At 66.5% G+C, this 18,366-nt stretch carries 18 protein-coding genes; 3 read left to right on the forward strand and 15 right to left on the reverse strand.

Going from position 1 to position 18,366, the window contains the following annotated elements; all coding sequences use genetic code 11:
* The first annotated feature begins 27 nt into the window (after positions 1-27).
* Together APH44_RS11725 and APH44_RS11730 are read left to right on the forward strand one after the other, a co-directional pair.
* A complete protein-coding gene (locus APH44_RS11725) occupies positions 28-2,880 on the forward strand; it encodes a winged helix-turn-helix domain-containing protein (RefSeq protein ID WP_082420878.1) in 2,853 nt (950 codons plus the stop codon).
* A gap of 165 nt (positions 2,881-3,045) precedes the next feature.
* A complete protein-coding gene (locus APH44_RS11730; protein ID WP_054892861.1) occupies positions 3,046-6,603 on the forward strand; it encodes a hypothetical protein in 3,558 nt (1,185 codons plus the stop codon).
* A 207-nt stretch (positions 6,604-6,810) separates the two neighbouring features.
* Here APH44_RS11730 and APH44_RS11735 read toward each other — a convergent pair whose 3' ends face one another.
* The 13 genes from APH44_RS11735 to APH44_RS11795 form a co-directional block, all read right to left on the reverse strand.
* Positions 6,811-7,857 carry an EscU/YscU/HrcU family type III secretion system export apparatus switch protein gene (locus APH44_RS11735; RefSeq protein ID WP_054892862.1) on the reverse strand — a complete coding sequence of 349 codons (1,047 nt, stop codon included), beginning with the start codon at positions 7,855-7,857 and terminating at the stop codon, positions 6,811-6,813.
* The gene (gene sctT / locus APH44_RS11740; RefSeq protein WP_054892863.1) at positions 7,850-8,668 is read right to left on the reverse strand and encodes a type III secretion system export apparatus subunit SctT; all 819 of its coding nucleotides are present in this window, start codon (positions 8,666-8,668) and stop codon (positions 7,850-7,852) included. Before sctT ends, APH44_RS11735 begins: the two co-directional genes overlap by 8 nt.
* A gap of 6 nt (positions 8,669-8,674) precedes the next feature.
* Entirely contained in the window at positions 8,675-8,944 is a 270-nt protein-coding gene (locus APH44_RS11745; RefSeq protein ID WP_054892864.1) for an EscS/YscS/HrcS family type III secretion system export apparatus protein, read from the reverse strand.
* 4 nt (positions 8,945-8,948) lie between these two features.
* On the reverse strand, positions 8,949-9,605 hold the full coding sequence (gene sctR, locus APH44_RS11750) for a type III secretion system export apparatus subunit SctR (RefSeq protein ID WP_054892865.1): 657 nt from the start codon (positions 9,603-9,605) through the stop codon (positions 8,949-8,951).
* Entirely contained in the window at positions 9,602-10,630 is a 1,029-nt protein-coding gene (locus tag APH44_RS11755; RefSeq protein WP_054892866.1) for a FliM/FliN family flagellar motor switch protein, read from the reverse strand. Before APH44_RS11755 ends, sctR begins: the two co-directional genes overlap by 4 nt.
* Positions 10,627-11,100, reverse strand: a complete 474-nt coding sequence (locus APH44_RS11760; protein WP_054892867.1) for a YscO family type III secretion system apparatus protein — start codon at positions 11,098-11,100, stop codon at positions 10,627-10,629. Before APH44_RS11760 ends, APH44_RS11755 begins: the two co-directional genes overlap by 4 nt.
* A 13-nt stretch (positions 11,101-11,113) precedes the next feature.
* The gene (locus tag APH44_RS11765) at positions 11,114-12,436 is read right to left on the reverse strand and encodes a FliI/YscN family ATPase (protein WP_054892868.1); all 1,323 of its coding nucleotides are present in this window, start codon (positions 12,434-12,436) and stop codon (positions 11,114-11,116) included.
* Positions 12,433-13,023 carry a FliH/SctL family protein gene (locus APH44_RS11770; protein WP_054892869.1) on the reverse strand — a complete coding sequence of 197 codons (591 nt, stop codon included), beginning with the start codon at positions 13,021-13,023 and terminating at the stop codon, positions 12,433-12,435. The genes APH44_RS11765 and APH44_RS11770 overlap by 4 nt, the downstream gene beginning before the upstream one ends.
* Complete coding sequence (locus APH44_RS11775; protein ID WP_054892870.1) at positions 13,020-13,646, reverse strand: hypothetical protein; 627 nt, start codon at positions 13,644-13,646, stop codon at positions 13,020-13,022. The genes APH44_RS11770 and APH44_RS11775 overlap by 4 nt, the downstream gene beginning before the upstream one ends.
* Positions 13,643-14,425: a type III secretion system inner membrane ring lipoprotein SctJ gene (sctJ, locus tag APH44_RS11780; RefSeq protein ID WP_054892871.1), complete on the reverse strand. Its 783-nt coding sequence runs from the start codon at positions 14,423-14,425 to the stop codon at positions 13,643-13,645. Before sctJ ends, APH44_RS11775 begins: the two co-directional genes overlap by 4 nt.
* A gap of 4 nt (positions 14,426-14,429) precedes the next feature.
* A complete protein-coding gene (locus tag APH44_RS11785; protein ID WP_371105664.1) occupies positions 14,430-14,777 on the reverse strand; it encodes a hypothetical protein in 348 nt (115 codons plus the stop codon).
* A gap of 93 nt (positions 14,778-14,870) precedes the next feature.
* Complete coding sequence (locus tag APH44_RS11790) at positions 14,871-15,086, reverse strand: hypothetical protein (protein ID WP_054892873.1); 216 nt, start codon at positions 15,084-15,086, stop codon at positions 14,871-14,873.
* 22 nt (positions 15,087-15,108) lie between these two features.
* Complete coding sequence (locus APH44_RS11795; protein WP_054892874.1) at positions 15,109-15,687, reverse strand: hypothetical protein; 579 nt, start codon at positions 15,685-15,687, stop codon at positions 15,109-15,111.
* A gap of 112 nt (positions 15,688-15,799) precedes the next feature.
* Between APH44_RS11795 and APH44_RS11800 the strand changes: the two genes are divergently transcribed.
* On the forward strand, positions 15,800-16,585 hold the full coding sequence (locus tag APH44_RS11800; protein ID WP_054892875.1) for a tetratricopeptide repeat protein: 786 nt from the start codon (positions 15,800-15,802) through the stop codon (positions 16,583-16,585).
* Positions 16,586-16,605: 20 nt separating this feature from the next.
* On the opposite strand, the gene APH44_RS11805 is transcribed toward APH44_RS11800, so the two are convergent.
* On the reverse strand, positions 16,606-17,022 hold the full coding sequence (locus tag APH44_RS11805) for a hypothetical protein (protein ID WP_054892952.1): 417 nt from the start codon (positions 17,020-17,022) through the stop codon (positions 16,606-16,608).
* Between the two features lie 30 nt (positions 17,023-17,052).
* The gene (locus APH44_RS11810) at positions 17,053-18,312 is read right to left on the reverse strand and encodes a type II and III secretion system protein family protein (protein WP_370671064.1); all 1,260 of its coding nucleotides are present in this window, start codon (positions 18,310-18,312) and stop codon (positions 17,053-17,055) included.
* Between the last annotated feature and the right edge of the window lie 54 nt (positions 18,313-18,366).

Consider the following 18,366-nt stretch of genomic DNA (forward strand, 5'->3'; position numbering starts at 1 on the left):
CCCTAACTCATTCATAAAGGTTTAATCATGCCCCTGACCAAGACCAAGCCCGGAAAGATTGTCGCCCTGGACGCCCTGGATACCCCTGATCCGGAAAACGCCCTGTGCTTTGGGTCCTTCGTGCTCTACCCCCAACAGCATCTGCTGTTCAAGGACGGGGAACTGGTGCAGTTGGGCAGCCGTGCGCTGCAACTGCTGGTCACGCTGGCGAGCCGAACCGGCGAGCTGTTGGAGAAGAACGAGCTGCTGGCGCTGGTCTGGCCCAAGGTCATCGTCGAGGAATGCAACCTGCGCGCGCAAATGACCACCCTGCGCCGAGTGCTTGGCGAAGAAGGAGACTTCACCTACATCGTCACCGTACCGGGCCGCGGGTACCGCTTCGTGGCTCCGGTGACCATCCGTGAAATGGCGCCGCAACCTTTACTTGCGACGAAACCCGGCAACGACCTGCCGAGCCTTGGCAGCAGCGTCATCGGCCGCGACGACATTTGCCAGACCCTGGCCGAAACCCTGCGCAGCCGCCGCCTGCTCACCCTCACCGGCACCGGCGGCATCGGCAAGACCACCCTGGCGCTGACACTCGCCCACGCCATGGCCGAAGACTTCAGCGAGGGGCGCACCTTCGTCGACCTCACGGAGGCTGATCAGCCTGCCTGTGTCGCCGACCTGGTGGCGGCGGCGCTGGGCATCGACAGCACCGCACAAGACGCCGTGGCACTGATCGCCGCCCTACTCGACGAGGCCCGCCACCTGCTGATCCTGGACAACTGCGACCACGTGCTCGAAGCCACTGCGACCCTGGTCGAAGCCCTGCTGCAACAGGCGCCGGGCTGCCATATCCTGGTCACCAGCCGCGAAGCGCTGCACGCCGAAGGCGAATGCGTGCACGAGGTCGCGGCGCTGCCCTGCCCCGCAAACGATCACGTACTCTGCGCCGCCCAGGCCCTGCTCAGCCCGGCCGTCCAGTTGTTCGCCGAGCGCGCCGCTGCGCACGACACGGACTTTGCCTTCAGCGATACCGACGTGCCGGCGGCGCTCGCACTGTGCCGTACCCTCGACGGCAATCCCCTGGCCATCGAGATCGCCGCCAGCCACGTACGCGCCTTTGGCCTGGCCTATCTGGTCGAGCTGCTCGATGGCGACTTCCGCCTGCAGATGGCCGGCCGGCGTACCGCCCTGCCCCGCCACCGCACCCTGCAAGCCTCGCTGGAGTGGAGCCACGCGCTGCTGTGCACCCAGGAGCAGGCGATGTTCCGTCAGTTGTCGGTGTTCACCGGCAGCTTCACCCTCGCCGCCGCCAAGGCGGTGGTCGAGGTCCAGCCAGGCCCTTTCCAGGACGCTGCCTGGCTGGTGGAAAGCCTGATGGACAAGTCGCTGCTGGTGGCCGCCGGGGCGCAACCGATCAAGCGCTACCGCCTGCACCACACGGCCCGCGTGTATGCGGCGCAGCAGCTGGCCCTGCATGACGAGACCGCCGCTATCGCCCAGCGCCACGCGCAGTACACCCTCCAGGAACAACGCCGCGCGGTGCAAGACCTTGAGCGCCTGGACAGCGACAGCTGGATGGCCCTGCACAGCCCCGGCAGCGACAGCGTACGCAGCGCCTTGAGCTGGTGTTTCAGCGAACAGGGCGATGCCTGTCTCGGCGTCGAACTCACGCTGATGAGCGTGCCGCTGTGGCTGCGTCTGTCGCGTGTCGACGAATGCCACGCCTGGGTCGACCGCGGCCTGCGCTTCGAGGCCATCACGCCCCGCCAGCGCATGCTCTTGCTGACCCTCTCGGCCAGCGTCATGGCCCTGACCCGCGGTGCCGGGCAGTCGATCCGTGACGCCTGGCAGCAGGTGATCGAAGACGCCCGCATCCTCGGCGACACCGAGCATGAACTGCGCGGCCTGTGGGGCCTCTGGCACGACCACTGCTGCAGCAACCAGCACGCCGAGGCGCTGGACCTGGCCAACCAGTACATCCAGCTCAGCGAACGCACCGGCATCCTCGAGCGGCGCATGCTCGGCCGGCGCATGCGGGCAACGCCGCTGTTCCAGATGGCCGACTTCGATGGCGCCCGCCAGGCGATCAGCGAAGCCCTGAGTTTCCCGATGATGCCCCGCGCCCACGTCATCGACAGCCACTTCGACCAAGGTATCGCCGCGCGCTCGCTCAAGGCCCAGGTGCAGTTGCTGCAAGGCCAGGTCGGTCAGGCCCTGCTGACCATCGAGGCCAACGTCGAGGCGGCGTTGACCCAGCATCACCCGGCCAGCCTCTGGTACACCCTGAGCCTGAGCGCCATCCCCATCACCCTGCTGGTCGGCCACGAAAAGCGCAGCCGCGAGTTTCTTGCCCGTCTCAAAGAGAGCCTGGGGGGCCACGAGATGCCGGTATGGCGCCTGTTCGTCCGGTGCTTCGAGCACATCCTGCTGATCCGCCAGGGCAATGCCGAAGACGGCGTGCGCGGCCTGGGCGAAGCGCTCGACCAGCTCCATGCGATCGGCGACAGCCCGCTGTACAACCTGGTGCGCAGCGAGTACGCCCAAGGTCTGGCGCAACTGGGCCTGGAGCAATTGGCCATCGAGATCCTCGACCAGACCCTGGCCGTGACCGCCGCTCGCCAGGAACGCTGGTTCCGCCCCGAGCTGTTGCGCATCAAGGCCCAACTGCTGGCCAGGCCCGATTCGCCCGAACGCCAGGCGCAAGCCCAGGAGCTGCTCAACCAGGCCATGCAGGAGGCCCAGGAACAGGGCGCGCGCTTCTGGGCCGGACGCATCACCGCCACCCTCTCGCAGTTGACCAGCCAACCGGAGGAAGCCCCCAGGCGCACCAGCCAGGCCTGGGATCAGCGTCGTCAGGAGCGCCAGTTCAACACCCAGTTTTCACACACGTGAAACCTTGCTGTAACTTGCCAAGGTTGTGCGTTTCAAAGGTCGAGGTCGCCTAGGATCAGACTTCCATGAACCTTTGATGTCGGTCGCGCAACCTGGTCGCCCAGCAACGGAATCGTCTCGGGCTGCGGGGCTGCGCTTGCCGCCGCCCTCGCCCCGGACCGTGCAATGATCAACAGACCCGAAGCCCCCTCCAGCAGCAGCCCTTCCTCCCCCTCCGACACCGCCGACCTATTCGACAGCGTCCTCGACAAGGCCCGCCTGCTGCTCAGCGATCCGGGCGCGGACAAGACCTTCAAGCCCAAGGTCCTGGCGGCCAACGACGGCGGCGGCAGCGTGTCGCACGACAAGCCCGCCGATGCCGACAGCTACAAGGACATCACCGAGCTGCCGGAAACCCTCGATATCGGCAAGCTGAAGATCGTCGCCCAGGACAAGGACAACGGCGTCATCTACTTCGAGCACGGCGGCAACAAGTACCAGATCAGCGAGAAGGCCGCGCAGGACAGCCAGCCAGGCTACGAGACCTTCGAGAACCTGCGCTTCGGCCATGCCGTGCCGACCCGTGAAGACCGCGGCCCCGACCACGGCACCCAGCTCTACAACCTGCTCGACACCTTGGCCGACACCCAGGGCACACCAGCCCACGACCTGATCGTCGCCGGCCTCACCGACCCGGGCCAGTCGCTGCTGCGCAAGGACGACGGCGGCTTCCTGCTGGACAACATCCAGTCGGTGGAGCAAGCCACCGACGGCGTGCTCAAGGTCAAGCTCACCAACGGCCGCGAAGTCATCATCGCCGAGGGTATCACGCCCGAGGCCTATGCCGCCTACAGCGGCGCCGGCAAGACCCGTGTCGCACTGGACGAAGCCAAGGCCGCCGGCTACGAGCAGGTCACCGGCCTGCCCGGCGGCCTGGACGTGGACAAGCTCAAGGTGGTTTCCGAAGACAAGGACGCCCACGTCATCCTGTTCGAGCACGACGGCCACAAGTACGCGATCAGCCGCGACGACGCCAAGGCCCACGACCGCGGCTACGATTCGCTCGACAGCGTCCCCTCCGCCGCCGCCAACCAGCCCGCCCCGGAGAACCGCGGCAGCCAGCTGTACGACTTCCTGCACGCGCTGGACACGACCAAGGGCACGCCCGCCTTCGACTACATCAAGAACGCCCACAAGCTGCCCGACCAGCACCTGCAGACCCGTGCCGAGGGCACGCTGGGGATGAACGACATCAGCAAGGTCGATGCGCCCACCGACGGCATCCTGGTGGTCACCAAGGCCGACGGCAAACTGGTGGTGGTATCGCGCGACGTCTCCCCCGAAGCCTTCCTCGACTACAGCACCAAGGGCCAGACCCTCGCCGGTCTGGAAAAGGCCAAGGGCGACGGCTACACCAAGGCTGGCCCGGACGACTACCTGGCCTCGACCGAGGACATCATGAGCGTCGGCGGCATCGGCGACTACGGCCCGGGCCTGATCGCCTTCACCCAGCGCAAGCCCGGCGGCGAAGAGCAGAAGATCATCGTCTCGCAGTTCGACAACCCGCAGATGTTCGAACAGATCGCCGACTACCGCAGCAGCATTGCCGAGCAGGTCACCGACGTCGACAAGCTGCGCGCCGACCATGGCCTGCCGCCGCTCAAGGAAGTCTCGGTGGATGAGCTCGCCACCACCGAAAAGGACGATGACGGCCAGCCGTTGTCGGTACGCGACCTGGCCATCCGCGACCTGGTCGATGGCTACCGCGCCGGGATCAAGGACGGCAGCATTGCCAAGGACGACCCACGGGCCAAGCTGGTTCGGGCGCTGGAAGCCAAGAGCATGGCCGACCATGGCATGTCGATCATCCCTGAGCATGGCTTTGGCAACCATGGCAACGCCAGCGACCCGATCACCGTGACCTCGCGCGATGTGCGCGACGAGATCTTCGATGCCAAGGCCATCGATGCCCAGCTCGGCGAACTGCTCGGCGACCCGACCATCGTCGCCGACCTCAAGAGCAAGCACGATGCCGCCCTGGGCAAGGTCGAAGGCGGCTCGGCGAAAGTCGACGAAACCCGCCAGAAGCTGCTCGACAGCACCTCTTCGGAGAACTTCGTCAAGTACATCAACGACCTGCAGGCCAACGGCCAGACCGAGCTTGCCACCCGTGAAATCCGCAGCGCCTACGCAGGGCTCGCCGACATCGATCCGGCCAAGGCCGACCAGTTCCTGCAGAACCTGCAGATCGACGGCTACACCCTGGAGCTGGACAAGCTGATCGCCGACCCCAGCAAGATCTCCGACGACAACACCGCGCTGGCCACCACCGACCAGACCCTGCTCATGCTCCAGGCTCTCAAGGCCGGCGGCGACGGCATCCCGCGCAGGTCGCTGGCGACCTACGAGAAGTTCGTCGAGATGCTGCTCAAGGACAAGGACATGGCCACCGATTTCGGCAAGGTCATGAGCAACCTGGGCGACACCTGGCAGGCCAACGGCAAGATCACCCTCGACGACATCAACAAGGCGGTCAGCACCGAGCTGATGCCGAACCTGAGCGCGGAAAACCGTGGCGCCTTCGTCAAGACCCTGTCCTTCCTCAGCGACAATGGCGTGCTCGGCTCGATGGGCGGTGCGATCTCTCTGGGGCGGGCGATCTACCAGCTCGCCGGCAAGGGCGGCACGCTGGCCGACACCCCACGCGAGCGGGCCGGCATCGCCAACGACTTCATCGGCTTCCTCAGCACCGGTTCGCACTTCGCCACCCTCGGCACCAAGGCCTTCGACAAGGCGTTCGGCACCAACGCCTACAAGCTGATGGGCCTGGACCGCTCGGTGCCGACCATCTGGAGCAAGCCAGGCACTGCGGGGCCCGAGATCCCGCGCAGCGTGCAGGATGTGCAGAACCAGTACTACAACATCATCGACGACGCCATGGCCGACGGTAAGGATGTCGGCAAGGCGCTCAACGGCCAGCCGTTCGACGAAGCCACGATGAACAAGCTGCACCAGGGCATCGAGAGTGGTATCGAAAAGCGTGGCGGCGTGGTCGGCGCAGGCAAGATCGCACGCTTCGCCGGCAGTGCGATCAAGGTCATCGGCGCCGGAGCCGACGTGGTCGGTGGGGTGATCGGCGTGGTCATGGGTGGCCTGACCATCCGCGACGGCGTGCGCGAGAAAGACCCGATCAAGATCGCTTCCGGTTCCTTGTCGGTCGCAGGTGGCGTCAGCAGCCTGTTCGGTGCAGCCGGCAGTGTCGCCGGGGTGTTCGGTGTCACCGGGCGCCTGGTGCCCTTGCTCGGGCCGGTGGGGTTCCTGTTCTCCGGGGTGTTCTCCTTCGTCGGTGCGATCCTCAACGACGTCAAGTCGCACAAGCTGCACAAGATCTCGCTGCAGAACTGGGACCAGATCCAGGACTTCAAGCAGGACGGCCTGCTCAAGCCCAACGGCGACGAGGCTTATGTGTGGCTGCAGACCTACCTTTCCGATTGGGGCCAGCGCGACGCGCCGGGCGATCGCAGCATCTTCGACTTCCGCAAGGAAGAGTGGGATGCACGCTCGAGCATCCGCGGCGACCATCGCGTCGATCATCCGGATTACATCGGCGACGGCAACAACCGCCGTTCGGAAGACTACAAGTACTCGCTCAAGCCCTCGGACTGGATCGACGACAACGGCAACATCATCTCGATGGTCGGTGATGGTTATGGCGGGCCGTACAAGCCGGTGGACAACGGCTGATCAACCCTTGCCTTGTGGAGCGGCGGTTCGCCGCTCCACAAGGGCCACACTGCCTCTGTAGGAGCGGGCTTGCCCGCGAACACCGGCATAGCCGGTGCCATGCATCGCGGTGTTCCTTTCGCGGGCAAGCCCGCTCCCACAGGGTGGCATGGCATCGGCGGCTCCGGTGTTCGCGGTGACAAGAGCCGCGCTATCTCTGCCGGGGGCTTAGATCAACCGCGCAGCCACCAGCAGATCCGCCACGGCCTGGAAGGTGCTGTCCGGCACCGGATCCCCCGCCACGGTGCGCCGGGCAAGCTCGGCCGCCAGGCGGGCATCCATGGCATGGGCGATCCCCAGTTGCGCAGCTTCGCCAAGCATCCGCGCGCTGTCCTCAGGCTCGGCCTGGCACACCACCACCGGCACCGGCGTCTCCCCGCGCACGTAGCGCAAACCCACCACCCAGCCACCGGCCACACCCACCATCAACGACGCCCGGCCCAACCCCAGCTTGGTCGCCATGGCCTGCATCTCCTGGCGCTGGCGGCGCAGCTCGCGCTTGATCAACGGATCGCCATCGATATCCTTGCGCTCGCGCTTCTGCTCGCTGCGGGTCATGCGCATGTCGCGGCCGAACAGCCAGCGCTGCATCAGCACATCCGCCGCACCCAGCACCAGAAACGCCGCCAGCACCGTGAACACCAGCGGCTTGAGCACCAGCAGGAAGGTCGACTGCAGGCACTCAGGCCCACACCGCGACGACTCCATCAGCGCCTGCAGCGCATGGCGCCCGACCACGTAGAACGCCAGCCCCAGCAAGTGCACCTTGACCAGGCCCTTGAGGAACTCCACGACGTTGCGCATGGCGAAGATGCGCTTGAAACCCTCGGCCGGGTTGATGCGCTTGAAATCCGGCTTGAGCGGCTCGACCGAGAACACCAACCCGCGCATGGTCACCAGGTTGGTCAGCACCACGGCTGTCACCGTCACCGCCATCACCGGCAGGGTGATGCCGATCAGCAGTTGCTCGGCGGTATCGAGCAGGCGCGGCCACACCGTGGCGAAGGGTTCGATGTAGATCTGCGCGGTCAGGTCCACCAGCGCCGTGACCTGCGCCTTGGCCCGTGGCGCCAGGATGGCGATGCACAGGGTGCAAAGCAGGATCACCACCCCCGACACCAGGTCCTGGCTCTTGGCGACCTGCCCCTTCTTGCGTGCGTCCTTGAGTTTCTTGTCCGTTGCCGGCTGCGACTTCTCTTCGCTGGTATCAGCCATTCCCCCCCTCCACCAGGCTCTGCAGCACCCCGACCGTGCCGCGGAATTCCGCAAGCTGATCGAGCATCAGCGGCACCAGGAAGCCGATGTAGACCACCATCAGAATGGTGAAGAACAGGTTCTTCACCGGCAGCGACAGGTCGAAGATGTGCAGGCTCGGCGCCATGCGCGAAAGGTAGGCGAGCATCAGGTCGGTGATCAGCAACGAAATCAGCAACGGCGACACCATCAGCACCCCGATGCGCATCACCTGGTCGAGGATCGACAGCACCGCCGTCAGCGCGGAACCGGCGAACAACGGCGTGAACTGGGTCACCGGCCATAACTGGTAACTGTGCAGGTAGCCATCGACCATGAGGATGAAGCCACCCGACATGAAGTACAGCGCGATCAGCATCACCGTGAGCAAGGTCGCCATCACCCCGGATTCACCCGACGACAGCGGATCCACCAGTTGCGCCATGGTCGAGCCACGCTGCAGGTCGATCAGCTCCCCCGCCACTTCCGCGGCCCAGAACGGGATGCCGAACAACAAACCGACCACCAATCCGACCAGGAACTCCTTGATCAACAAGCCCGCCAGCCAGAACCCGCCAAGCTCGGGGGTAGCGGTGAAGGCCGAGAACACCGGCAGGAACATCGGCACCGAGATCGCCACGGCGGCGCAGGTGCGGATCATCCCGGTCAGGCCCAGACGGTTGAAGGCCGGGGTGATCACCACTACGCCCATGGCGCGGGCCGTGGAGAGCGCGGCCGAACTGATCACCGGGTAGGCGATCTCCAGGAAGGCATTGACGAAACCTGCGTCCATGCCCGGTCAGCGCGTCCACAGCGCGAAGTTGTCCAGCACCTGGTTGCCCAGCCCCATCACCTGCCCGGCCAGCAGCGGGCCGACGAAGACGATCAGCAGCAGCACCGCCACCAGCTTCACCACCTGCGGCAGGGTCTGGTCCTGGATCTGCGTCAGCGCCTGCAACAGGCCCACGCTCAGGCCGACGATGATCGCCACCCCCAGCGCTGGCGCCGACAGCAGCAACACCGTCATCAGCGCCTGCTTCATCAACGAAAGGAACACGTCCTGGCCCATCGGCTCAGCTCCCGTAGCTCAGAATCAGACCATGCATCAAGCGCGACCAGCCGCTCAGCGCAACGAAGAGGAACAGCTTCAGCGGTATCGATATCAAGGTCGGCGACACCATCGACATGCCCATCGCCATCAGCACGTTGGACACCAGCAGGTCGACCACCAGGAAGGGGATGTACAGCAGGAATCCGATCTCGAACGCCCGCGTCAGCTCGGAGCTGACGAACGCCGGGATCAGCACCACCAGGTCGTCGTCACGCAGCTCGGCGCGGGCCTCTTCGGACCACACGTTCTGCGTGGCCTGGACGAAGAAGCCGCGCTCGCTCTCGTTGGCGAAGCGCGACAGGTGCGCCTGCAAGGGCGGCCTGATTGCCTCGCCCAACGCCTTGAGCTGCTCGGCGTTCTCCAGTTGCAGGCCATGACTCTGCGCCGCGCGGTACATGTCGCCGATCACCGGCGTGGTGACGTACACCGACAGGATCAGCGCGATGCCATAGAGCACCAGGTTCGGCGGGGTCTGCTGCACACCCAGGGCGTTGCGGATCAGGAACAGCACCACGGAGATCTTCAGGAACCCGGTCAGTGTCACCACCGCCAGCGGAATCAAACCGATGGAGGCGACGACCAGGATGATCTCGATCAGGTTTGGCTGGTAGCCACTCATGATGCGGCAAAGCTCAGCAGGCGCACGCCCAGGCCGTCGCCGATCTTCACCAGTTGGCCCTGGCCGACGCGGCGGCCGTTGATCATCAGGTCGACGCCTTCGTGCATGCGCGGCGCCAGCTCCAGCACGCTGCCCACGCCCAGCTCGCGCAGTTGCGCGAGGCTCAACTCGACGCTGCCGACCTGGCAGACCAGTTTCAGTTGCAGCTCGTCAAGGCTGCTGTCCAGGCTCGGCCCGGTGCCCTGTTCGCTCATGTGTCGCTCCTTCAAGGCAAGCGCGGTGATAGGGGGTTCGATTAGCTGCAGGCGTTGTCCGTCGCGCTGCACACGGGCTTGCCACTGGTCGTCCAGTTGCAGGCGCAGGTGATCGTCCGGCCAAGGATCGAGCATGACCACATCGCCCGGCAGCAGGCTGCGCAGCTCGGCCAGGCTGAGCCAGGCTTCGCCGCCGTCGACGCCCAGCGTCAGCACCAGGCCACCGAGGTCGTGGGGCATGGGCGCGGCATGCTGCTCCAGCAACACGGCAATCTCGGCCCAGGTCGCGGCATCGCAGCGCAATTGCACCGCCAGCGCGCTGTCACCCAGGCGTACCTCCAGGCCAAGGCTCAGTGGCGCCAATTCGACGCACTGCGTGAGCGCGCGATCGAGCACGTGGATCGGCTGCGCGAACAGGTGCTCCAGCGGCGCGATCAGCGTCAGCAGCGCCTGCTCCAGCAACAGCGCCGCGGGCAGGCTCGGCAACGCCAACCCCTCGGGCAAGCCGAGCAGATCGAGGGCACGGGCCGGCACGTGCAGTTGCACGGGCGAGTCGCCCAGCGACAACCACAACTCAAGCTGGGGTTCATCCATCGCCGCACCGCTCGACGCCCAGGCGACACTCAGCGGCGCCCCGCCCAACTGTCCCTGCCAGGGCTGGCGCGGCCGATGCAGGCGCTGGTGCAGGGCCTGCCACTGCGGGTCAAGGCGCTCCAGGCTATGCTCGAAGGCCAGCGCGTCGGCGAGCACCTCGGTGGTCTGGAGGGTCAAGGCGTGAGATCCAGCAAGGGTGCAAACAGGTCTTCGCCCTCATCCTGCGCTTCCCCGATACGGCGCTCGCCCAAGGCGTGGTCTTCGACCAGGGAGTCCCAGGCATCGGCCTGGCGCTGACGAGCGACATGGGCCTGACGCAGGCTCTCCTGGGCCTGCTCCTGCTGCTGGTGGTAGTCGTGGGCCTCGTCCAGGTTGCCCAGCAACGTCTCCTGTTCGTCCTCCAGCTCCGACAGGTGCACCTGCGCAGCGAGCCAGGCCTTGACCGACAGCCCCTCGCTGAAGCGACCGTAGAGTTTTTCTGCCTCGAGCGCGGAGGTCTCCCGCGCCAGGCACAGCCGCTGGCGGGCATCGTCGAGGGCGGCATGGGTTTCGCGGCAGAGCTGGCGCTGGGCGGCCAGTTGTGCGGACGCCCGTTGTTCACGCAATTGGCGCAGGGTCTGCAGGCTTTTCAATTCATGACTTTTCATGGGCGCTCCTCTCTCATGCCAGCACCTTGCGCATGTGTTCCAGGGTTTGTCGGGCGCCGCTCGGCTCCGCCGCCGACTGGCGCAGGAAAGCTTCGATAGCGGCGTGGCGGGCGATCGCTTCGTCCGCGAGTGGGTCGCTGCCGGCAGCGTATTCACCGATGCGGATCAGCATTTCGATATCGTTGCGCCGCGCCATCAGCTCACGCATGCGCATGGCCAGCTGGCGTTGCTCAGGGCTGGCGACCTGCTCCATCAGGCGGCTGCGGCTGCGCAGCACATCGATGGCGGGAAAATGGTTGCGCTGGGCCAGCTCGGCGCTGAGCACCACATGGCCGTCGAGAATCGAGCGCGCCTCCTCGGCCACCGGATCGGTCGCGGCGTCACCTTCGGTGAGCACCGTGTACAGCGCCGTGATGCTGCCCCGGGCAGCGGGGCCGGCGCGCTCCAGCAGGCGCGGCAGGGCCGAGAAGAACGACGGCGGGTAACCGCGGCGGGTCGGCGGCTCGCCCACCGCCAGGCCGATCTCGCGCTGGGCGCGGGCAAAGCGGGTCAGGCTGTCCATCAGCAGCAGTACGTTGCGGCCCTGGTCGCGGTGATACTCGGCCAGCACCGTTGCCACGTAGGCGGCGCGGGCACGCTCGGCGGCCGGGCGATCGGAAGTGGCGACCACCGCCACGGTGCGCGCGCGGGCCTGGGCATCGAGCTGCACATCGAGCAACTCGCGCACCTCGCGGCCACGCTCGCCGATCAGGCCGATCACCACCACGTCGGCATCGGTGTTGCGCACCATGCTGGCGAGCAGCGAAGACTTGCCCACCCCCGGCTCGCCGAACAGGCCCATGCGCTGGCCGCGGCCCAGGGTCAGCAGCCCGTCGATGGCGCGAACCCCCACCGACAGCGGATCGACGATCACTTGTCGGGCGAAGGGTTCGGGGGGCTCGGCCTGCAGCGGATAGCGGCGCATCGGCCCCAGCGGCGGCTGGCGATCACCATCGAGGTAATCGCCCATGGGGCTGATGACACGCCCCAACTGGCCATCGCCCACACTCACCCCCAGCGCCTCGCCGGTGGCGGTGATCTCGGTGCGGGTCGACAAGCCTTCGAGCGAGCCGATCGGCGAGAGAATCGCCTCGTCGCCATCGAAGCCGATGACCTCTGCCGCCAGGGCGCGACCACTGGACGGGTCGTGCAGGCGACACAGCTCGCCGATGCGCACGCCGGCGACGCTGGCGCGCAACAGCACACCACGAATGCTGCGAATGGTGCCCTTCATCGGCCGTGGCCGGGCATCGCCCAGGCGCGCGTGCAGGCGCGGCAATACATGCTCCAGGCTCACGGCGTCACCTCGGCGAACGGCAACAGGCTGCGGCGCAGCGCCTGCAACTGGGCGTCCAGCCCCAGTTCCACCGAACCGACCGGGCTGCTCAGGCGAGCCTGACCGGGCTGCAATTGATCATCGGACTCCACGGCAATCGCCGCCAGGCCATCCGTTTCGCCGTGCATGCGTCGGCGCACGGCCTCCACTTCCAGGCGCGGCACGAACAGCGTCAGCGCCTGGTCCTGGCGAAACGCAACCAGCGCCTTGCGCGTGCACAGCACGATACGCTCGGCGTCACCCAAGCTCTCCAGCACTTCGCGGGCGATGCCCAGGGCCAGGTCAGCCAGGCTGTTTTCCAACCCTGCCAGATAGGCCTCGACCTTGGCGGCAGTGTCGGCCAGCAACTCGCTGACCGCCTCGGCGCCCTTGGCACGGCCGAGCTCGAAACCGTCGGCACGGGCCTGCTCCAGCCAGCGTGCGCTGTCTTCCCGGATACGTTCGGCCTCATCGCGGGCGGCCTGCAGGTAATCGCGTCCATCGGTCCAGGCCTGGACCTCGGCGGCACGCAGGATGCGCGATGCCGGACGGCTGGGCAACTGACTCATTGCACGCTCTCCCGGTTCTCGGACAACGGCATCAGCAAGGCGGCGACCCGACGCACGATGCCAGGGTCGGCCAACGATGCCGAACCTTCCGCCACAGGCAGCGGCAAGCGCAGTTGCAGCCAATCGCGCAGGTCGGCGGGCTGCTCGTCGAACCAGGCCTGCACGCAGCGCGCACCGTCGTGGTCGATGGCGGCCAGCAGATCGTCAGGCTGGCGCAACAGGTCCATTGCCCCGCCCCACTGGCGGTGAGCAATGGCCAGGCCGAAGACCTCATGCCCAAGCCCCTGGCGCAGGTGCTCGACCACCTCGCGACGGATTTCCCGGCCCAAGGTCGCACCATGCCAGATGGCCCCGCACAGGCGCGGCAAACGGGCGAAATCCTGCGGCGCCAGCAGCAATACCGGCAGGTCCTGCTCGGTTGGATGCGACACCTGATCCAACGGCTGCAACTGGAAATGCGCCAGCATCAACGCCTGCAAGCGCGCCTGGAAACGCGGCGACTCGATCAATACCTGGATCTGCGCACCGGCGACGTTCTCGGCGAAACAGCGCCGCAGGTGCCGCCGGTCGACAAAGGCCAGAGGCTGCCCCAGCAGGGCCTGCCATTGGGGCATCAGGCTCATGGCGCCTCCGACAGGCTGTACAGCGCACGACCACGACGCTGCTGCCAGTGCCGCCAGCCCAACAGCCCGGCCAGGGCCAGCACCACCAGCAGGCTGCCACCGAGCAGCAGACGCGCGCGGGACGCATCTTGTTCGAGCATCCAGATGCCCATCACGCTGACCAGGCGCGGCTGCCCCTCGTCTTCGCTCCTGGGGGCTGCGGCCTTGATCGCGGTCACCGACACACCGTCATAGCTGAGCCCGGAAATGCCGTTGGCGACCAGGGTCTTGATCTGCGGGATCAGCGGATTGATGTCGGTGTTGGCGTCATAGCGCACCAGCACCGAGGCCGACGACGGGGAAATCACCCGCTTGAGCAAGTCGTTGTCCGGCAGCACCACATGCACCCGCGCCGACACGATGCCGTCGATCTGCGAGACGCTGTGCGACAGCTCTTCGCTCAGGGCGTAGACCATCTGCGCACGCTCCTGCACCGGCGAGGACACCAGGCCGTTGCTCTTGAACACTTCGCCCAGATTGGAGAACGACTGCCCCGGCAGCCCGGCCTCGTCGAGACGGGCCATGGCGTCGGCAAAGCGACGCTCGTCCACCACGATCTTCATCTGGCCGTTGTCCTGGACCTTGCGCGAGGCCGGGATGCCGTCGCGCAGCAACACCGCGAGCATGGCATTGGCCTCGCGCTCGCTGAGGTTGCTGTACAAGTCCATGTCACAGGCCTGCAACAGGCTGGCCAGGGCGACGACGATCAGCACACGCAGGGCTCGCCAACGACGGGTCATCGATTCATTGTCCTTTGAGCAGGGTGTTGGCGGAGCCGGAAACCTGGGTCGCGCCACGTACCACCATCTGGGTTTCGATGGAGTAGTCGAACATCCGCCCAAGCGACTGGACGATGTTCGCGACCTGGGTATCACCGACCTTGGGCGCGCCCTCGGCGCCGGTGGCCACGAACGGCGACGGGCCTGCGGCCGGGGTCGACGATGGCATCGCCGGGCTGCCGTGACTGAGTGACTCGGCCCGAGCGCTGAAGGTGCGCGAGCGGTCGATGAAGCCGTCCAGGCGCTGCATCAGGCTTTCACCGATCTGGTGAGGGCTGGCACCTTCAGGCATGCCCTTGGCACTGTTGGCCATGTTTTCGAAGAGGTTCTGGGAGGCACCGAGCCCCCCTTGTCCTCCTGACGGCGGCAGTGCCGCCGTGGTCGCGAGACTGGCTGTCATGGCCGTTTACTCGTCGTCGTCCGAAGACTGGGCTTCGTTCAGCATTTCCTGGGCCTTGGGCATGATGATGAACTGCCCGCCGATCAGCACGGCCTGGTTCACCAGCGCCTCCTGGAAGCTTGGATCGTCGGAGGCGTCCTGGGACTTGTCGAGCGCCGCATCGAAGCGCGCTTCGGCGCTGCTCGGGGTGCTGCCGGGGGTATCGATCGGGGTAACGGCCATGGGGCTTCTCCTGGGTGGTTTTTCAGTGATCGCTGACGCTGGCGCCGCGGAACACCCGGATACTCCGGGAGGCTGCGGACGTCGCGACGGGCTGGGGTCGGTTGTCGAGGTGCTGCTGGATCATGTTCAGGTAGGCAGGCGGTCCGGAAACCAGCAGTTCGTCGCGCTCGGCGCCAGGGCGCAGCGACAACTGGCGGCCGTACACATCGAGGCTTTGCAGGTAGTCGCGCAACTGCTCCAGGTCCAACCCGGGCTGGCGACGGAACAGGCGCGTGGCCACTTCATCGTTGCTATTGATGTAGAGCACGTTGCCGTCGTAGTACCAACCCAGCGCGTTGCTGTCGCACAGCTGGGTGAGGAAGTCGCCGGCAGTGCTGCTGCGCAACGGGCTGCGGGCCTTGCCTCGGACCTTGTCGGACACCACCACGACCAGCTCCAGGTTCTGCCCGAACTCGCTCAGGGCGCCGCGCAGGTCCTGGTCGACGAGGGCATAGGCGTAGGGTTGGGCGAACCAGTCGGGCTCGTCCTTGCCCTCGTCGCTGCGCACCGGCAACGACAGCAGAACCAGCAGCAGGGTGGTGAGCCAGAGCAGGCTACGCATGGGCGATTACCTCCCTGGCGCGGCTCACAGCTGTGAAATCGTATGAAGCGCAGTCGAAATCACACATCAAGTCGCTAGAATGGCCACTCAGTCGTCCGCTCGAGTCCTGCCCATGCCCAAGCGTTTGCCGTCCACCCTGCTTCTGATCGCCAGCACCTTGCTCGGCGCCTGTACCAGCCAGCCGAACCGTAGCGATGATGGCTACGATCGCCTCATGCACCTGGCCGGCGATCTGCAGCAGCGCGGCGATGCCGCCTCGGCTGCGGCGCTCTACCAGAATGCCGCCCAGCAACCTGGGCGCCATCCCGAAGCGTGGCAGAAGCTGGGCGACACCACGCTGGCCGCAGGCGACGCGCGCGCAGCCGAGCGGGCCTACCAGCAGGCGCTTGAACTGCAGCCGGACAACCTCGACGCCTTGCTGGGGCTGGGCAGCGCCCAACTGCGCCAGGGCAAGCTGGAGCGTGCGGTCACGTCCCTGACCCAGGCGGCCGAGCGTGGCAACAGCGCCGATGCCTGGAACCGCCTGGGTATCGCGCAGATCCTGCGCGGCCAGGCAGAGGCCGCCCAACGGGCCTTCAGCAAGGGGTTGGCGCTGGCACCGGACAACCTCGACACCCGCTGCAACCTGGCCCTGGCCTACGCCCTCGGCGGTCAGGCGCAACGGGCCCTGGACACCGTGCGCGTGGTCGGCCAGTCGCCGCGTGCCCTGCCCCGGCACCAGCGCAACGAACTGCTGGTCACCGTACTGGCCGGCCGCGAGCAGGATGTCGCCGGCCTGCCCCTGGACGATCTCTCCGCCAGCGAACGCCAGACGCTGCTGAACGAAGCCCGGCGCATCAAGGCGATCCCGGATGCCCAGGCCCAGGCCCGCGAGCTGGGCCTGGTGGACGGTCGCTAGCACCTGCACATGCGCGCGTTTCATTGCTTCTCCTGGCGATCGGCGCGCGCTTGCTGCTCATCCTGGCGTCGACGCAGCTCGGCGCGATCATAACCCTCGATGTAGACCTGTGCGGCGCGCCCCACGGGCGCCGCCATGGCCGGCCCGGTCGGCCGCCCCTGAGCCAGGTCGTCCGGCTGCTCGACCATGCGCATCAGCGTGAGGTTGTTGGCGCAGCCTGGCGGCAGCAGTGGCACGAAGTCCTCGTCCAGGCCGAAGTCATCCTTGCTCGCCGGTTTCAGGCATTCCACCGGCAGGATCTCGGTGCTGCCGTTGGCCAGTGTCTTGTGCTGAAAATCAGGTGAGTAGGAGACCGGCTCCAGGTGCGTCTGGCAGCCAGCCAGCAGTGCCAATGGCAACAGCCAGCAGCGCCCGGCGGGGGCGCTGATCATCGACATGGAAAAGATCGATTTCATGGTCGCTCCCGGTCAGTTCATGTAGAAGCCGAACTTGCCGCCACTGCGTGGCCCCGCCGAAGCGGTCGCAGGGCCCGGCAGGGCATCGAGGGGCGTGGCCAGGTCGCGCTCGCGGGTCGGCTGCACCAGGTACGGGGTGATGAGGATCACCAGTTCAGTCTCGTTGCGCTGGAAACGCTTGGAGCGGAACAGGTTGCCCAGGATCGGCATGTCGCCGAGCATCGGCACCTTGTCCATGTCCTGGCTGCTTTCGCGCTGGAACAGGCCGGCAATGGCGAAGGTCTGGCCGCTGCCGACCTCGACCCGGGTATCGGCGCGTCGCACGCGGAACGACGGCACCCGGTAGCCGTTGACGTCAGTGGTGTCCGAGCCCATCAGGCTGCTGACCTCGGGGCGCACCTGCAAGGCGATATGGCCGTTGGGCAGCAGCGTCGGGCTGAACAGCAGCGAGACACCGAAAGGCTTGTACTCGATGCCCACGAGATCACGGTTGACCGGCACCGGCACGGGGATCTCACCGCCCGCCAGGAAGCTTGCGGTCTGCCCGGTCATGGCGGTGATGTTCGGCTCGGCGAGGATCTGCAGCACGCCATTGCTCTGCAGGGCTTCAAGCATCGAGTCGATGTTCACGTTGCCCGAGCTGAGGCCGGCGCTGATGACATTCGATGCACCGCTGGCGGCGTCGGCGGCGAGGCGACCACCGGTGATCAAGCCAAAGGAAAAGGTGCCGTTGTTGAACAGTGCGTTCCAGCTCACCCCGTAGCGCAGCAGCTCGGAACGCGAGACTTCGGCAAAGCGCACGCGGATGTTGACCTGGGCAGAACCGGCATAGGTTGCGGCGTTGACCGCTGGTACCGGGCTCTGGTTGTCGAGCAATGCATTGAGGTCACTGGCTTCGCCGACATCCCTGACCAAGCCCTTGGCCACCAGCTGGTTACCCACGGCGCTGACCTGGGCGCCGCTGGCTGGATGCAGGTCTTGCAGCGGACGGCTGACGCTCTGGGTCGCGTTGTTCACCGACAGGTTCAAGGCCGCCAGTTGCTTGCCCGCATCGTCCAGGGCGATCAGGCTGGTCTGCCCTGGCGCCTTGCCGAACACGTAGATCACCCCGTCGGACACCACTTGCAGGTCGGCGATGCCCGGCTCGGCAACCAGCACCGAGGCCACCGGCGCCTTGAAATGCAGCACCCTGCCCTCGCCCGATGCCAGGTCCAGGCGACCGTGGCTGCCCACTGCGATCTCGTCGGCGCAGGCCAGCAACGACAGCAGCATGCCGGCCAGACCCAGCCACAAACGGTAATGAAACACAGCGCCGATGCGTGATGA

It is taken from the genome of Pseudomonas sp. NBRC 111143, assembly GCF_001320965.1.
Taxonomy (GTDB): Bacteria; Pseudomonadota; Gammaproteobacteria; order Pseudomonadales; family Pseudomonadaceae; genus Aquipseudomonas; species Aquipseudomonas machongensis.

What these genes read in the sequence shown, in the direction of transcription:
- APH44_RS11725 (WP_082420878.1), top strand. Translation starts at nt 28, where the DNA reads ATGCCCCTGACCAAGACCAAGCCCGGAAAGATTGTCGCCCTGGACGCC.
- APH44_RS11730 (WP_054892861.1), top strand. Translation starts at nt 3,046, where the DNA reads ATGATCAACAGACCCGAAGCCCCCTCCAGCAGCAGCCCTTCCTCCCCC.
- APH44_RS11735 (WP_054892862.1), bottom strand. Translation starts at nt 7,857, where the DNA reads ATGGCTGATACCAGCGAAGAGAAGTCGCAGCCGGCAACGGACAAGAAA.
- sctT (WP_054892863.1), bottom strand. Translation starts at nt 8,668, where the DNA reads ATGGACGCAGGTTTCGTCAATGCCTTCCTGGAGATCGCCTACCCGGTG.
- APH44_RS11745 (WP_054892864.1), bottom strand. Translation starts at nt 8,944, where the DNA reads ATGGGCCAGGACGTGTTCCTTTCGTTGATGAAGCAGGCGCTGATGACG.
- sctR (WP_054892865.1), bottom strand. Translation starts at nt 9,605, where the DNA reads ATGAGTGGCTACCAGCCAAACCTGATCGAGATCATCCTGGTCGTCGCC.
- APH44_RS11760 (WP_054892867.1), bottom strand. Translation starts at nt 11,100, where the DNA reads ATGAAAAGTCATGAATTGAAAAGCCTGCAGACCCTGCGCCAATTGCGT.
- APH44_RS11770 (WP_054892869.1), bottom strand. Translation starts at nt 13,023, where the DNA reads ATGAGTCAGTTGCCCAGCCGTCCGGCATCGCGCATCCTGCGTGCCGCC.
- APH44_RS11775 (WP_054892870.1), bottom strand. Translation starts at nt 13,646, where the DNA reads ATGAGCCTGATGCCCCAATGGCAGGCCCTGCTGGGGCAGCCTCTGGCC.
- sctJ (WP_054892871.1), bottom strand. Translation starts at nt 14,425, where the DNA reads ATGACCCGTCGTTGGCGAGCCCTGCGTGTGCTGATCGTCGTCGCCCTG.
- APH44_RS11785 (WP_371105664.1), bottom strand. Translation starts at nt 14,777, where the DNA reads ATGGCCAACAGTGCCAAGGGCATGCCTGAAGGTGCCAGCCCTCACCAG.
- APH44_RS11790 (WP_054892873.1), bottom strand. Translation starts at nt 15,086, where the DNA reads ATGGCCGTTACCCCGATCGATACCCCCGGCAGCACCCCGAGCAGCGCC.
- APH44_RS11795 (WP_054892874.1), bottom strand. Translation starts at nt 15,687, where the DNA reads ATGCGTAGCCTGCTCTGGCTCACCACCCTGCTGCTGGTTCTGCTGTCG.
- APH44_RS11800 (WP_054892875.1), top strand. Translation starts at nt 15,800, where the DNA reads ATGCCCAAGCGTTTGCCGTCCACCCTGCTTCTGATCGCCAGCACCTTG.
- APH44_RS11805 (WP_054892952.1), bottom strand. Translation starts at nt 17,022, where the DNA reads ATGTCGATGATCAGCGCCCCCGCCGGGCGCTGCTGGCTGTTGCCATTG.
- APH44_RS11810 (WP_370671064.1), bottom strand. Translation starts at nt 18,312, where the DNA reads ATGCTGCTGTCGTTGCTGGCCTGCGCCGACGAGATCGCAGTGGGCAGC.